12 protein-coding genes are annotated in these 13,931 nt (G+C 65.9%); 3 read left to right on the top strand and 9 right to left on the bottom strand.

The features are described 5' to 3' along the window. Positions 1 to 3: 3 nt before the first annotated feature. A complete protein-coding gene (gene gltX, locus AC4FIJ_RS00885) occupies positions 4 to 1,518 on the bottom strand; it encodes a glutamate--tRNA ligase (protein WP_490334836.1) in 1,515 nt (504 codons plus the stop codon). A 187-nt stretch (positions 1,519 to 1,705) separates the two neighbouring features. On the opposite strand from gltX, the gene AC4FIJ_RS00880 reads away from it, so the two are divergent. Next, positions 1,706 to 3,787 carry a ComEC/Rec2 family competence protein gene (locus AC4FIJ_RS00880; protein WP_490334835.1) on the top strand — a complete coding sequence of 694 codons (2,082 nt, stop codon included), beginning with the start codon at positions 1,706 to 1,708 and terminating at the stop codon, positions 3,785 to 3,787. An 11-nt stretch (positions 3,788 to 3,798) separates the two neighbouring features. Here AC4FIJ_RS00880 and lexA read toward each other — a convergent pair whose 3' ends face one another. The 8 genes from lexA to AC4FIJ_RS00840 form a co-directional block, all read right to left on the bottom strand. After that, positions 3,799 to 4,488 carry a transcriptional repressor LexA gene (lexA, locus tag AC4FIJ_RS00875; RefSeq protein WP_490334834.1) on the bottom strand — a complete coding sequence of 230 codons (690 nt, stop codon included), beginning with the start codon at positions 4,486 to 4,488 and terminating at the stop codon, positions 3,799 to 3,801. Between the two features lie 100 nt (positions 4,489 to 4,588). Continuing rightward, complete coding sequence (locus AC4FIJ_RS00870; RefSeq protein ID WP_490334833.1) at positions 4,589 to 5,797, bottom strand: molybdopterin molybdotransferase MoeA; 1,209 nt, start codon at positions 5,795 to 5,797, stop codon at positions 4,589 to 4,591. Further along, positions 5,794 to 6,288 (bottom strand): cyclic pyranopterin monophosphate synthase MoaC, encoded by a 495-nt coding sequence (gene moaC / locus AC4FIJ_RS00865; protein ID WP_490334832.1) that lies wholly within the window; start codon positions 6,286 to 6,288, stop codon positions 5,794 to 5,796. Before moaC ends, AC4FIJ_RS00870 begins: the two co-directional genes overlap by 4 nt. Further along, complete coding sequence (trpC, locus tag AC4FIJ_RS00860) at positions 6,288 to 7,124, bottom strand: indole-3-glycerol phosphate synthase TrpC (RefSeq protein WP_490334831.1); 837 nt, start codon at positions 7,122 to 7,124, stop codon at positions 6,288 to 6,290. Before trpC ends, moaC begins: the two co-directional genes overlap by 1 nt. After that, a complete protein-coding gene (gene trpD / locus AC4FIJ_RS00855; protein ID WP_490334830.1) occupies positions 7,121 to 8,116 on the bottom strand; it encodes an anthranilate phosphoribosyltransferase in 996 nt (331 codons plus the stop codon). The genes trpC and trpD overlap by 4 nt, the downstream gene beginning before the upstream one ends. After that, positions 8,113 to 8,730 (bottom strand): anthranilate synthase component II, encoded by a 618-nt coding sequence (locus tag AC4FIJ_RS00850; protein WP_490334829.1) that lies wholly within the window; start codon positions 8,728 to 8,730, stop codon positions 8,113 to 8,115. Before AC4FIJ_RS00850 ends, trpD begins: the two co-directional genes overlap by 4 nt. Before the next feature lie 60 nt (positions 8,731 to 8,790). Then, the gene (gene trpE, locus AC4FIJ_RS00845) at positions 8,791 to 10,341 is read right to left on the bottom strand and encodes an anthranilate synthase component I (RefSeq protein WP_490334828.1); all 1,551 of its coding nucleotides are present in this window, start codon (positions 10,339 to 10,341) and stop codon (positions 8,791 to 8,793) included. Next, positions 10,341 to 12,278 carry a SurA N-terminal domain-containing protein gene (locus AC4FIJ_RS00840; protein WP_490334827.1) on the bottom strand — a complete coding sequence of 646 codons (1,938 nt, stop codon included), beginning with the start codon at positions 12,276 to 12,278 and terminating at the stop codon, positions 10,341 to 10,343. The genes trpE and AC4FIJ_RS00840 overlap by 1 nt, the downstream gene beginning before the upstream one ends. Before the next feature lie 317 nt (positions 12,279 to 12,595). On the opposite strand from AC4FIJ_RS00840, the gene tpiA reads away from it, so the two are divergent. Together tpiA and secG are read left to right on the top strand one after the other, a co-directional pair. Further along, entirely contained in the window at positions 12,596 to 13,345 is a 750-nt protein-coding gene (gene tpiA / locus AC4FIJ_RS00835) for a triose-phosphate isomerase (RefSeq protein ID WP_490334826.1), read from the top strand. Between the two features lie 146 nt (positions 13,346 to 13,491). Beyond that, on the top strand, positions 13,492 to 13,878 hold the full coding sequence (gene secG, locus AC4FIJ_RS00830) for a preprotein translocase subunit SecG (protein ID WP_490334825.1): 387 nt from the start codon (positions 13,492 to 13,494) through the stop codon (positions 13,876 to 13,878). The last annotated feature ends 53 nt before the right edge of the window (positions 13,879 to 13,931 follow it).

Raw genomic sequence — 13,931 nt, 5'->3', positions numbered from 1 at the left:
TTCTTAGTTTCCTGCAGCGGCGCTTTCGTCAAGCGCTGCCCGCGCGGCGCCTTCGCGAATGCGCGCAAGGCTCTCCGCGCGGCCCAGCAGCACCAATACGTCGAAGATGCCGGGCGAAGTCGATTGCCCGGTCAACGCCGCGCGCAATGGCTGCGCGATCTTGCCAAGGCCAAGTTCGCGTTCCTCGGCCATGGATTTCAGTTCGGCTTCAAGCGGTTCGATCGCCCATTCGCTGCATGCGTCCAGTCGCTCGGCGACGTCGGACAGCAATTCACCTGCGCCTTCGCCCTGCAGCAGTGCGCCCGCCTTCTCGTCCATCGGCAATGGCCTCTGGCGGAACAGGAACAAGGCTCCGGCGGCCAGCTCGTCAAGGTTCTTGGCGCGGGCCTTGAGGGCGGGCATGGCCTCGATCAACAAGCCGCGATGGCTTGCCGGATCGAACGACGGCTCAAGCGCCGCAATCCGCGGCGCGGCCAGATCGGCGAGGCGCGCATCATCGGCCTCGCGCATGTACTGGCCGTTCATGTTCGCCAGCTTCTTGAAGTCGAAGCGCGAGGGACTCTTGCCGACCGCCGGCAGGTCGAACAGCGCAATCGCCTCTTCGCGGGTGAAATTTTCTTGGTCGCCATGACCCCAGCCAAGCCGCAGCAGATAGTTCGCCACGGCCTCGGGCAGCAGGCCCAGCTCGTCCCGATAGGCATCGACGCCCATCGCGCCGTGACGCTTGGACAGCTTGGCCCCATCCGCGCCGTGGATCAGCGGGATATGCGCATAGACCGGATCGTCCCAGCCGCCCTCAATCTCCTGCATGGCGCGATAGATCGGCAGCTGGCGGAAGGCATTGTTCAGATGGTCGTCGCCGCGGATCACATGGGTCACGCCCATGTCGTGATCGTCCACCACGACTGCCAGCATATAGGTCGGCGACCCGTCCGAACGCAGCAGGATGTAATCGTCGATCTCGGCGTTCTTGACCTCGACCCGGCCCTGAACCTTGTCCTCGATCACCATCGATCCGCCTGTGGGCGTCTTCAGACGCACGACAAAGGGCGCGCCTTCGGGCGCTTCGGAAGGATCGCGGTCGCGCCAGCGCCCGTCGTAGCGCAGCGGCTTCTTGGCGGCGCGCTGCTCGGCGCGCATCTGCTCAAGCTCTTCCGATGTCGCATAGCAGCGATAGGCATGGCCTGCGTCCAGCAGGCGGTTCGCAACCTCGGCATGGCGCGCGGCGCGTTCGGACTGGAACACCGGTGCCTCGTCGTAATCGAGCCCTAGCCAGTCGAGCCCGTCGAGGATTGCGTCGATCGCTTCGGTCGTGGAGCGGGCCTTGTCGGTATCCTCGATCCTCAGCAGCGCCTTGCCGCCGTGATGGCGCGCGAACAGCCAGTTGAACAGCGCGGTGCGTGCGCCGCCGATATGAAGGAAACCCGTGGGCGAGGGCGCGAAACGCGTGACGACGGTCTCTTTCGCGGGCGCTGCTGCGTTGCCGCTGTCGGTTCCATCTGCCTGGCCGCTTGCCATCTGCGCGTGCTTCCTCTTTCTATGCATGCCATGAGCGATCCGCCGGGACCGGAGAAGACGTTGTATGAATGACTTGCGCGGCGCCATGGGGAAGGCCCGTGCCAGTACCGTCGTTCCGATAGCGGGCGAAGAGGCTGCCGATTCACGGCTCCCTTCGCGGTTGCGGAAATGGGGGACGCAGGCGCATTTGTCCAGTGCCGCGGCGCGAATTGACGCGTTCCTGGCCGAGCGGGGCTTTCAGCGCATGCCGTGGCTGGCCGTGGCGATGATCGCCGGGATCGGGCTGTGGTTCCTGCTTCCGGGACCATCGGACTGGCTGATCGCGATCGGGCTTTGCGGCATGCCCGCGGGGCTGGCCATGGTACTCTTGCCGGATGACGACGCGGCGGGCGGCGGGCACGGGCTGCTGCGCAGCGCGGTCATTGCGCTTTCGATCGTGATGGTGGCCGGCATCGCACTGATCTGGGCGCGGTCGACCCTTGTCGGTACGCCGCCCATCGCCGGGCCGCGCGTGGCCACGGTCGAAGCACGGGTTCTGAAGCGCGAGGAGCAACCGGCGCGCCAGCGCGCGCGGCTCATCGTGGCGACGCGCGATCCGCTCGACGGGCAGCCCATTCGCGCGCGGCTCAATATTTCGGAAGAACTGGACAAGGACCGGCTCCAACCGGGCACACAGTTCACGGCGAAAGTCCGGCTTGTTCCGCCGCAGCGGGCCGCGGTTCCCGGCGGCTATGACTTTGCGCGGGAAGCATGGTTCGACGGGTTCGCGGCGTCGGGATCGGTTCTGGATCCGCCGCAAATGACGGCGGGCGGCGCAGGTGCTGCCGGATGGCGCAGTGGAATCGCATCGCATGTGCGCGAAGCCGTGGGCCGGTCCGGCAGCGCCGGCTCAGCAGCCATTGCCGCCACGCTGATCACGGGCGATCGCGGTGCGATTGCCGAGGATGACGCGCAGGCGATGCGCGATTCGGGTCTTGCGCATATGCTGTCCATCAGCGGTCTGCACGTGGCTTCGATCGTGGCGATGGCATGGCTGATCGTGGTGCGGGTGGGTGCTTTGTGGCCTTGGCTCGCCCTTCGCGTGCCCCTGCCGCTGGTCGCGGCGGGGGCGGGCGCACTGTCGGGTATCGCCTATACGCTCCTGACGGGAGCAGCGCTGCCGACCATACGCGCATGTCTCGCGGCCCTGCTGGTGACCGCCGCGCTTGCGCTGGGCAGGCAGGCACTGTCCCTGCGGCTGATCGCGCTGGCCGCCATGGCCGTCATGCTGTTCTGGCCCGAGGCGGTAATCGGTCCGTCTTTCCAGCTCAGTTTTGCGGCAGTGGTCGCCATCGTCGCGTTTCATAACAGCCGTTTCGTGGCATGGCTGCGTGCAAATCGCGGCGAAGGCTGGGTCGAACGCTGGCTGCATGCCGCCGTTCTGCTGTTCCTCACCGGGCTCGTGGTCGAGATGGCATTGATGCCGATCGTTCTGTTCCATTTCCAGCGGTCGGGACTCTACGGGTCTATCGCCAATCTCATGGCGATTCCCTTGATGACGGCGGTCACGCTTCCCGCGCTGATCGGCGGGCTGGTGTTCGATCTGATCGGGCTGGGCGCGCCCTTGTGGTGGCTGTCGGCCAAGTCGCTGGATATCATCATCGCCATCGCGCATCGGGCGTCGAGCCTTCCCGGTGCGGTCGTGCAGATGCCGCAACTGTCGCTGACCGCCTTGCTTGTATGCGCGGCCGGAGGTTTCTGGATCGCGCTATGGGAAGGTCGCCTCAGACTCTTGGGACTGCTCCCCATCGCAATCGGCCTGCCGGCCTTCCTCTTGGCGCGTCCGGCCGATCTGATTGTCGAGCAAACGGGACGAAATGCCGCACTGGTCGCCAATGATGGAGAGGTTCTCCTGCTGCGCAACAGCTCAAGCTTTGGAGCCGAGGCCATGGTCGAGGCGATGGGCCAGGACAATGCCGCCGAAGCCGGCTTTCGCGAGTTTTCCGAGTGGCCCGGCGCGCGCTGCAATGGCGACTTCTGCCAGCTTGATGCGAAGGGTCGGACCCTGCTCGTCGCACAGCGCCCTGCCGATGTTGCCTATGGTCCGATCGTCAAGGCCTGTGCACGCGCCGACATCGTCATTTCAAGCAGGCGGCTTCCCGCCGACTGCCGGCCCGCGCTGCTGAAGGCCGACGGCAGTTTCCTCGCACGGCGCGGGGGCATCGCAGTCGATCTGGACGACGGCACGATTGCAGCGGTCAGACCCGAGGGCGACCGCCACGGCTGGTAGGCGTCACACCTCTAATGATAGCGCCGGAGCAAGCCGGCCAGCCGACCCTGAACCTGCACCTCGGAGGGATCGTAGATCTGCGGTTCATACGCGGAATTGGCGGGATCGAGCTGCACCATACCGTTGATGCGGCGCAGATATTTAAGCGTCGCTTCCTCACCCCTGACCAGCGCGACCACGATCTCGCCATCGCGGGCGGTGTCTGTGCGGCGAACCAGCGCATAATCGCCGTCGAAAATCCCGGCCTCGACCATCGAGTCGCCCGAGACTTCGAGCGCGTAATGCTCACCGCTGCCCAGAAGAGCGGCGGGAACCGGCAGGACCTGGCTATCTTCCAGCGCCTCGATCGGAACGCCGGCTGCGATCCGGCCGTGCAGCGGAATTTCGATCACGTCGCCCGATGCCGAAGCGGTGCGGATGGGGCGTTTGAATTCGACCACGTTGTCGGCCTTGGGCTCAGGCGCTGACTTGGCCGTGCCGGTCACGTCGTCGGGTTGCCTGATAATCTCCAGCGCGCGCGCCCTATTGGGCAGGCGCCGGATGAAACCCCGTTCTTCCAGCGCCGAAATCAGCCGGTGCACGCCCGACTTCGACTTCAGGTCGAGCGCTTCCTTCATCTCCTCGAAAGACGGGGAGATGCCGGATTCTTCCAGCCGCTGTTGAATGAAGAGCAGCAACTCATGCTGTTTGCGTGTAAGCATCGGGCGTGTCCTGTTCCGCTTTGCGCCCGTTGGCGCGAACGAATGCGGAACAATTAAGCAACATCTGCCCCAGCGTCAAGCCGTTTGCCGCTTATCCCGGTTAACTTCGATAGCGGGGTGCGAACGGCATGGTCTGCACGACATCGCCCTTGGCCACCGCGGCAGCGCCTGCGGGCCGCAAGAGCAGCGCATCCGCACCAGCCAGTGCGCCGAGGGCCGAACTGTCCTGTACAGTGACCGGAATCACGCCTGCGTCCGTAAATCGGCATCGCAGGAATTCGGTCCTGCGCCCGGTCGCGGGTAGATCGGCCTCGCAAAACATGGGCTGCAGGGCGGGCAAGGGTGCGGCGGCCCCCATCAAGGCGCGGGCAAAGGGCAGCGCGAAAAGATGCGCCGTTACAAAGCTGGATACGGGATTGCCGGGCAGGCCGATGACCATGCGGCCATCCAGACTGGCGACGAGGATGGGCTTCCCCGGCTTGATCGCGACGCGCCAGAAGTCGATCCGAGCGCCCATCTCTTCAAGGACCGGCAGGACCAGATCGTGGTCGCCCACCGATGCGCCGCCACTGGTCACGATCAGATCGGCATCGTCGGCGGCTTCGAAAGCCGACCGCAAGGCCTCGCGCCGGTCGGGCACCGGTCCGGTCTGCATGACTTTGCAGCCGAGATCGGCGAACAGCGAACCCAGCATCGTGCCATTGCTGGCGGGAATGGCGCCGGGGGGCAGATCCTGTCCGGCGGCCCGTAATTCGTCGCCGCTTTCGATAATCGCGACATTTGCCCGTACGTGCACTGGCAATTGGCCGTGTCCCGCGCAGATCGCGAGCGCAAGCCGGGCGGGCGTCAGACGCTCGCCGGCACCGCAAACGATGTCGCCTTCCATGAAATCCAGTCCACGCGGCCGGATGTGGCGCCCCAGCGGTTCGGGAGCTTCGCCTTTGAAGAACAGACTGTCGCTCTCGCGCCGGCAATCTTCCTGCACCGCCACCATGTCGGCGCCAGCGGGAAGGACGGCGCCCGTCGCGATCCTGACGGCTTCACCCGGTCCCACCTTGCCCTGAAACGGATGACCGGCGGCGCTTTCGCCGATGACCTGCCACGGTCCGGGCATATCCGCCTGCCGCACCGCGTATCCGTCCATCGCCGACATGGGATCAGGGGGCTGCGATCGCAGCGCGGTGACGTCGCCGGCCAGCCAGCGTCCCGATGCCTCGGCAACCGGAAGATCAGTTGCCGGGAGAGGATGCGCGAGCGCGAGAAGCCTGCTTTGCGCATCCTCAAGCGACAACAGCGGGCCGGGGGTCAAAGCGTCAGGTCCTCATGACCCTCGGCGCGCCAGCGTCCGGACTTGCCGCCATCCTTGGCAATCAGGCGGATCCCGCCGATGACCATGCCCTTGTCCAGTGCCTTGGCCATGTCATAGATCGTGATGAGCGCGACGGAAACGGCTGTAATCGCTTCCATTTCCACGCCCGTCTTGGCTTCGATGGAAGCCGTTGCCGTCGCGGTTATGGCCGCGTTCTCAAACGCGAATTCGACATTCACCGCATCGATTGGCAGCGGATGACACAGAGGAACGAGTTCACCGGTTTTCTTGGCGGCCATGATCCCGGCTATGCGGGCGGTGGCCAGCACGTCGCCCTTTTTGACGCTGCCTTCGCGGATGGCCTGCAAGGCGCGGTCGGACATGGCGATCGTGCCGCTGGCCACCGCGACGCGCCGGGCCGGAACCTTGCCCCCGACATCGACCATGCGCGCATTACCAGCCTCGTCGATATGGGTCAGCCTGTCCGCCATCAGGAGCCGCTGGCCTGCAATCCGCCCGGCTGACGCGACAGTCGCGGAAGGCCCAGCAGGTCGCGCGTTGCGCCCGCGACATCGGTTTTCCGCATCAGGCTCTCGCCCACCAGGAAACAGCGCACGCCCGAAGATCGGCAGATGGCCTCCACGTCCTGATGGCTGGCGATGCCGCTTTCGCTCACCAACAGCGCATCCCTCGGGGCAAGCGGCGCCAGCCGGGCGGTTGCATCGATGTCGGTGACGAAACTGCGCAGGTCGCGATTATTAACGCCGATCAGCCGCGATTTCAGCAGATGCGCGCGCGCCATTTCCGCTTCGTCATGCACCTCGACCAGAACGTCCATATGCGCGTCGATGGCCGCGGCCTCGATCTCTGCCGCGAGTGTATCGTCCAAAGCGGCAAGAATGATCAGGATCGCATCGGCGCCGATCGCGCGCGCTTCGGTCACTTGCCATGGATCGACCATGAAATCCTTGCGCAGAACCGGAAGCGTGCAGGCGGCGCGGGCGGCGACGAGATAATCCTCATGCCCCTGGAAATGCGGCGCATCGGTCAGGACCGACAGGCAGCTGGCGCCGCCGGCCGCATATTGACGTGCATGCTCCGGCGGATCGAAATCCTCTCGAATCAGACCCTTGGATGGCGAAGCTTTCTTGATTTCTGCAATCAGCCCAAAGCCGCGCCGCGAAGCCTGTTCGAGGCGATTGGCAAAGCCGCGCGGACCTTCCTGCGCGCGCGCCAGCACTTCGAGATCGCGCAGCGAACGCTGTTTCTTGCGCGCCGCGACCTCGTCCCGCTTCACCTCGCAGATTTCGAGCAGCCTGTTGCTCATGACGACCTGCTCGCTTCGGAATTCACCATGTCGATCCAGCAATCCAGTAATGCCTTGGCAAGTCCCTTGTCGATGGCTTCGGCCGCTTCTTCCGCGCCGGTGCGCAGGTCAGCCGCTTCGCCAGCCACGATCAGCGCCGCCGCCGCGTTAAAGACGACGGTGTCGCGGTAAGCGCCCGTCGCACCCGTCAACAAGTCGCGCAAGGCGGCTGCATTATAGGCCGCGTCGCCGCCCTTGATCGCGTCGAGCGGATGCGTGGGAAGCCCTGCATCGGACGGATGGACTTCGCCCGGAAAGTCGAAACCGATCGCTTCCACCCTGCTTCGCCCGGCGATCGACAATTCGTCCAGCCCTTCCATGCCCGATACCACCAGGGCGCGTTCGGCCCCAAGGTCGCGCATGGCCCGCGCATAGAGCGGCACGAGCGCAGGGTCGGCCACGCCCACCAGCTGACGGGTGACGCCCGCCGGGTTGGCGAGCGGTCCGGTCAGGTTGAAGATGGTCCGGCGCCCCAAAGCCTTGCGGATCGGCGCAATGCGGGCAAGCGCGGGGTGATGCGACTGGGCGAACAGGAATGCGATGGACAGGTCCGGCAGCGTCTGCGCCGCCATGGCGCCCGCCCGGTCGAGATCGAGGCCGAGCCCTTCCAGCGTATCGGCGCCGCCAGCCTTGCTGCTGGCCGCGCGATTGCCGTGTTTTGCCACCGGCACGCCGCATGCCGCCACCACCACCGCCACGGCGGTCGAGACATTGAGCGAATGCTGCCCGTCGCCCCCAGTGCCGCACACGTCGATGGAGAGCGCGGGGGCAGGCACCGGTTTCATCCTTGCCCGCATGGCGCGCACCGCGCCTGCGATTTCCTCTGCCGTTTCGCCGCGGTCCGCCATGTCGACCAGCGCTTCGGCGATAGCGTTATCGGCCATGCCCCCGTCGAGCATCTGGCCGAAAAGCGCTTCCGCTTCGTCCATCGTGAGGCCGGAGGACGCCATCATGCGACGATGGCCGTTTCGGCGGGCAGCTTCGCCTCGATCCCGCAAATCGCGAGGAAATTGGCCAGCATCGCATGGCCGTGCTGCGTGGCGATGCTTTCGGGATGGAACTGCACGCCGTGGATCGGCAGGCTTTCATGGCGAAAGCCCATCGCATGGGTGCCATCGGCTTCGGGGCGGGGCGTTGTGGCGTTGATCACCAGACAATCAGGCACATCCTCGACCACCAGAGAATGATAGCGCGTGGCCGTGAACGGCGAGGGCAGGCCCTTGAATATGCCCGTTCCGTCATGATCGACGGGCGAGGTCTTGCCATGCATCAGCCCGCCGCGAACGACCCGGCCGCCGAAATATTGCCCGATGGACTGATGGCCCAGACACACGCCCAGCAGCGGCATCCCGGCTTCTGCGCAGGCGCCGACCAGATCGAGGCTGACGCCCGCATCGTCGGGCGTGCAGGGGCCGGGCGAGATCAGGAAACCCTTCGCCCCGCTGCGCAATGCCTCTGCCGCCGTAATCGCATCGTTGCGAACGACGTCCACGGGTGCCCCCATCTCCATCAGATAATGGACGAGGTTCCAGGTGAAGCTGTCGTAATTGTCGATGACAAGGATCATGATGCCCGCCTTTGCGCGCCTCTGCCGGTCAGATCAAGGCGGCGAATGGGGTAGGGGGCGTCATTGCCCATAGCCGGGCTCATCCGCCAGTTTCAGCGCTTCCTTGGCGGCGGCCAGCAAGGCACTGGCCTTGGCCTCGCATTCGCGCTGTTCATAGGCCGGGTCGGAATCGGCGACGATGCCGGCACCGGCCTGCACATGCATGACCCCGTCCTTGACCACCGCTGTTCGCAGCACGATGCAACTGTCCACCGATCCGTCTGGCGCGAAATAGCCCACGCCGCCCGCATAGGCGCCCCGCGTTTCCGGCTCCAGCTCTGCGATGATCTGGCAGGCGCGCACCTTGGGCGCACCGCTGACCGTGCCCGCCGGAAAGCCCGCGAACATCGCGTCGATCGCATCGGCCCCATCGGCCAGTTCGCCCACCACGTTCGACACGATGTGCATGACATGGCTGTAATTCTCGACCGTATAGCTTTCCGTCACCTTCACCGATCCGGGACGCGCCACGCGCCCCACGTCGTTGCGGCCAAGGTCGAGCAGCATCAAATGCTCGGCGCGTTCCTTGGGGTCGGCGAGCAGGCTTTCGCGATTGGCGCGGTCCTCGTCGGCATCCTTGCCGCGCGGACGGGTGCCGGCGATCGGGCGGATCGTGACCTCCGGACGGTCTGCCGATCCGCCGCGAACGCGCACCAGAATCTCGGGGCTGGACCCGATCAGCGCAAAGCCCGGCAGGTCGAGGAAATAGAGAAACGGCGAGGGGTTCACGCGCCGCAGCGAGCGATAGAGCGCCAATGGCGGCAGCGGGAACGGGCAGGTGAAGCGCTGCGCCAGCACGACCTGGAAGATGTCGCCCGCGGTGATGTATTCCTTGGCCGCCAGCACCATCTCGCGGTAGCGCCCGTCAGGCAATTGCGGCGTCAGCGCCGCCTCGGCATCCCCGGGCAATTGCGGGGGCGGGGACAGCCGCGCGCCCTGCAGCTTGGCGAGGCATGCGTCAATACGGTCCTGGGCCGCCGCGACGGCGTCCTGCGGATCGGTTTCCGACGGCCAGACCGGCGCGACGCAGAACAGCATGTCCTTCAGCCGGTCAAAGACGAGGATCAGCGTCGGCCGCGCGAAGATCATGTCGGGCAGGTCGAGCGGGTTGGGCTCGGGACGGGCGACATTCTCGACCAGGCTGATCGTCTCGTAGCCGAAATAGCCGACGAGACATGACAGTGCGGGGGGCAGTTCCTTTGGCACTTCGAACCGGCAATCGGCGGCCAGCTTGCGCAGTGCGGTCAGCGGCTCGTCATCCAGCGGCGCAAAGGCATCGCGGTCGCTGGCCCAGATGCGATTGATCTCCGCCTTGCGGCCCCTTGCGCGGAACACGAGGTCCGGATCCAGCCCGACAAGCGAGTAGCGCCCGCGCGTCTCGCCGCCTTCGACCGATTCCAGCAGGAAGTCGCCGCGGCCCGGCTCGATCAGCTTGACCGCCGCCGCGACCGGCGTCTCGCAATCCGCGATGACCTTGCGCCACACGACGCCCGCGCGTCGGGCGCGCAGTTGGCTGGCGGCGTGGGCGTCACGATCGGTGTCGGCGGTGTCGAAAGTGCTGGCGTGATTCATCAGTTCGACTGCGGGGCAAGCTGCGTGCGCACCGCCGAGATCGCGTTGTCGTTCCGCTTGACCGGCACTTCCTTGCCGATGGCAAGCCGAAGCTGGTCGATCAGCTCCTGCTGGCGAAGGCGCGACAATTCGCCCTGCGTCTGCGCGATGATCGGATCGTCGGCGGCAATTTCGGGCACGTCGATACGGTCGAGCGAGACGATGAACCAGCCGAGACCGTTGGGCGCCTCCAGCCTCTTGGCGGTCTTGGGGGCCATGGTGAACATGAGCGCAAGCGGCGGCGCGATCCCGCGCTGCTGGCGCTGGGCCATGAGCTGGCGGCGGGTGAGATCGATCGAATCGACGGGCGGCGTACGAATGTCGAGCGCCGCCAGCGCCTCGTTCAGCGACTTTCCGCCCTTGATCGCGGCCAGCACCTTGTCGGCAGCGGCCTTCGCTTCCTTCGACCCCTGCTCAAGCTTGTAGTCGCGGGTCAGGATCGGCTTCAGTTCGTCGAACGGCGGGGGCGCGGCGCGGGTCACTTCACCGGGGGCGAAGATCACATAGCTCTGGCCGTCCATGCCGGCCGCGATCTGCGCGTCGCCATCGGCCTGCATCGCAAACACGGTCTGCGCCAGCCGCGCCTCCGCCGGTTCGACTTCGCCTTCGCCGAATACGGTGCCGTCTTCCAGCAGCGGCGGGGTGACGGAAATATCGGCGTTCACCGACTTCGCCACATCGGCGAGACTTGCGCCCGACTGAAGGCGTTCCTCGATCTGCGAGGCGCGGTCGGCCAGCAGCTGACGGGTTTTCTCTTCGGTAATTTCCTCCGCCAGCTCGCCGCGCACATCGGCAAGGCTGCGCGCCGGGACCGAGCTGACATTGCCGACACGGATGAGATAGAAGCCGAGCGGCCCGCGAACGGGACCGACAATGCTGCCGGGCGCGGCGTCATAGACGGCGGCGGCGACCTGCGGGGTCGTACTCGACGCCAGTTGCTGGCGGCTGGTCGCGGTCACGGCGTTGGTTTCAAGCCCCTGCTGCTCCGCCACGGCGCGAAGCTGCGAAGGAGAGCTGATCTGCGCCTTCAGCGCATTCGCGGCCGCTTCGGTCGGTACGACAAGCTGCTCAATCTCGCGCTCCTCGCGCGCCGCATAGCGGCTTGCATTGGCGTTGAAGCGTTCGGCGATCTCGGCATCCGTCGCCGCTGCCGACGCGCCCAGCGCATCGGCGCCAAAGGTCGCATAGCGAATCGTCCGGCGTTCCGGCAGCATGTAGCGTTCGCGATTGGAGGCGAGATAGCTTTTCAGCGTGGCGTCCGCGACCGGCGTATCCTCGATAAAGGCGGGGCTGGGGATCAGTGCGACGCCGCCATGACGCGTCTCGTTGAGCAGCCCCGCATAGCGCCGGGCGACTCCTGCTGGCGCCCTGTCGCCGACGGTCGTGGGAACCAGCAGCATGCGCGAGACGAGGCCCATGCCGATATCCTCGCGCACCATCTGGTCGGACAGGCCGCGGCGAGAGATTGCCTGATTATAGAGATCCTGGCTGAACTTCCCGTCGGGCCCCTGGAACGCGGGCAATTGCGCCAGTTCGCTGCCGATCAGCGATTCGCCGATCCTGATCCCGTTCGACAGACCGAAGTCATACAGCGAGGACCTGTCGATCATCTGGTCCAGAATATTGTCGATCGCTCCGGCCTCGAGGAAATCCTCCATCGTGGCGGATGGATTGCCCTCGCGCGCCTGTTCGAACGCGCTGCCGACCGTGGTGCGCAGCTGCGAGGTCGTGATCTTCTGGTCGCCCACGGTCGCCACGCGCTCGCTTCCCGCGATTCCGCCAAAGCCCGAACCCGTGATGTCGGCACTGGCAAAGGCCAGCGCGATCAGCACCACGAAGCCCAGCGTCAGCACAAGGCCGAGCGGCGATTGGAAAAGCTTGCGAAAACCCTGAATCATGGCGACTGGCAATCCGTGACTTGGCCCCACCGGGCCGACATTCCTGACACGCGCTCGCGCCCGTGCAGGCCGGACACGCGTCGTCGTGGCGGACGGCTTTAGGCGGGTGTTCGCCCCGCTGCAACACCGTCCCCGCAAAGGGGGCACGACCGGTCCCCAACCGTTTTGACACACGCCCCTCCTTGGGCTAGCCGCCGCCGACTGGCTCGGCTATCGCCCCTTCCTTCGAACAGGCGATGTCATAAAGCTGACGATGTCATAAAGCTGGGTCATAAAGCTGGCGAATGCGATTCACGATGAGGGGCGAACGGTAATCGATGGCACAACGTTGCTATGTGGTCGGAAACTGGAAGATGCACGGCATGCGCGCGGACCTCAACGAGGCGCGTGCGATTGACCGGGCGGCTGCCCGCCTGCCCAAGGTAGAGGTGGCGATTGCGCCGCCTGCCACGCTGATCGGGGCCTTGCGCGAAACCGTGAAGCAGATCGGCGTCGGTGCGCAGAACTGTCACCGGACCGACAAGGGTGCACACACGGGCGACATCTCCGCGCCCATGCTGCGCGAGGCCGGGGCGGATTTCGTCATCGTCGGCCATTCCGAGCGCCGTGCCGATCACGGCGAGACCAATGCCGATGTCAGGGCCAAGGCCGAAGCGGCGCAGGCCATCGATCTGGGCGTGATCCTGTGCGTCGGCGAAAGCGCCGAACAGCGCGATTCGGGTGAGGCTGAGAAGATCGTCGCGCGCCAGCTGGCCGATTGCCTTCCCGATTCGCCGCAGCGCCTGTCGATCGCCTATGAACCGATCTGGGCCATCGGCACCGGGCGCGTGCCTGCGGTGCAGGAGGTTGGCACCATGCACAAATGGCTGCGCGCCGTCCTGATGGACCGCTACGGCGACGAGGGGCAGGACATCCGCATCCTCTATGGCGGTTCGGTAAAGGGCGAGAACGCCGCCGAGTTGCTGTCCGCTTCGGAAGTGGGCGGCGCGCTGGTGGGCGGGGCCAGCCTGACTGCGGACGGTTTCGTGCCGATCATCGCGGCGGCGGCTTCGCTGGACGAGCAATAGGGCTGGACGAGCAATAGGGCACCGAACTTGCCAGATCGCGCCCCGGCCGGTAAAGGCCGCGGCTTCGGAGCGCGGCACCCTTGCATGGGCACCTGCTGCTCCCGATCTCGCACCCTTGTTTTCTGACTGAGTATCCGGATCAAACGATGTCGCTTTTCCTGTTTCTTACCATCGTTCAGGCGCTTGTCGCGGCGGCGCTGGTCGGCGCCATCCTGATGCAGCAGTCGGAAGGCGGCGGTCTTGGCGTAGGCGGCAGCCCGTCCGGCCTGATGAGCGCACGCGGCGCGGCCAATTTCATGACCCGCGCGACCGGCATCCTTGCCGTGCTGTTCGTGGTGCTGTCGATCGTGCTTGCTGCGCTGGCCGTGGAAACGACGCAGGGCAGCGAAATCGACACGTCGCTCGATCGCACGATACCGGCCGCAGCGCCCGATCCGCTGGCACCGGCGGCACCCGCTGCGGTTCCGCCGGCCGATACCGCACCTGCGGCTGCGCCCGCCGACGCGGATCCGCTGGCTGGCTCCGCCGAATAGGCGCGTTCGCAGCGTAGAGTTCGATTGCGGACCGTCATTCGGTCAGCTTCTTT

It is taken from the genome of Croceicoccus sp. (assembly GCF_983967925.1).
Note: the sequence above shows the minus strand (reverse complement) of the source record. Positions and strands in the feature narration are given on the sequence as shown.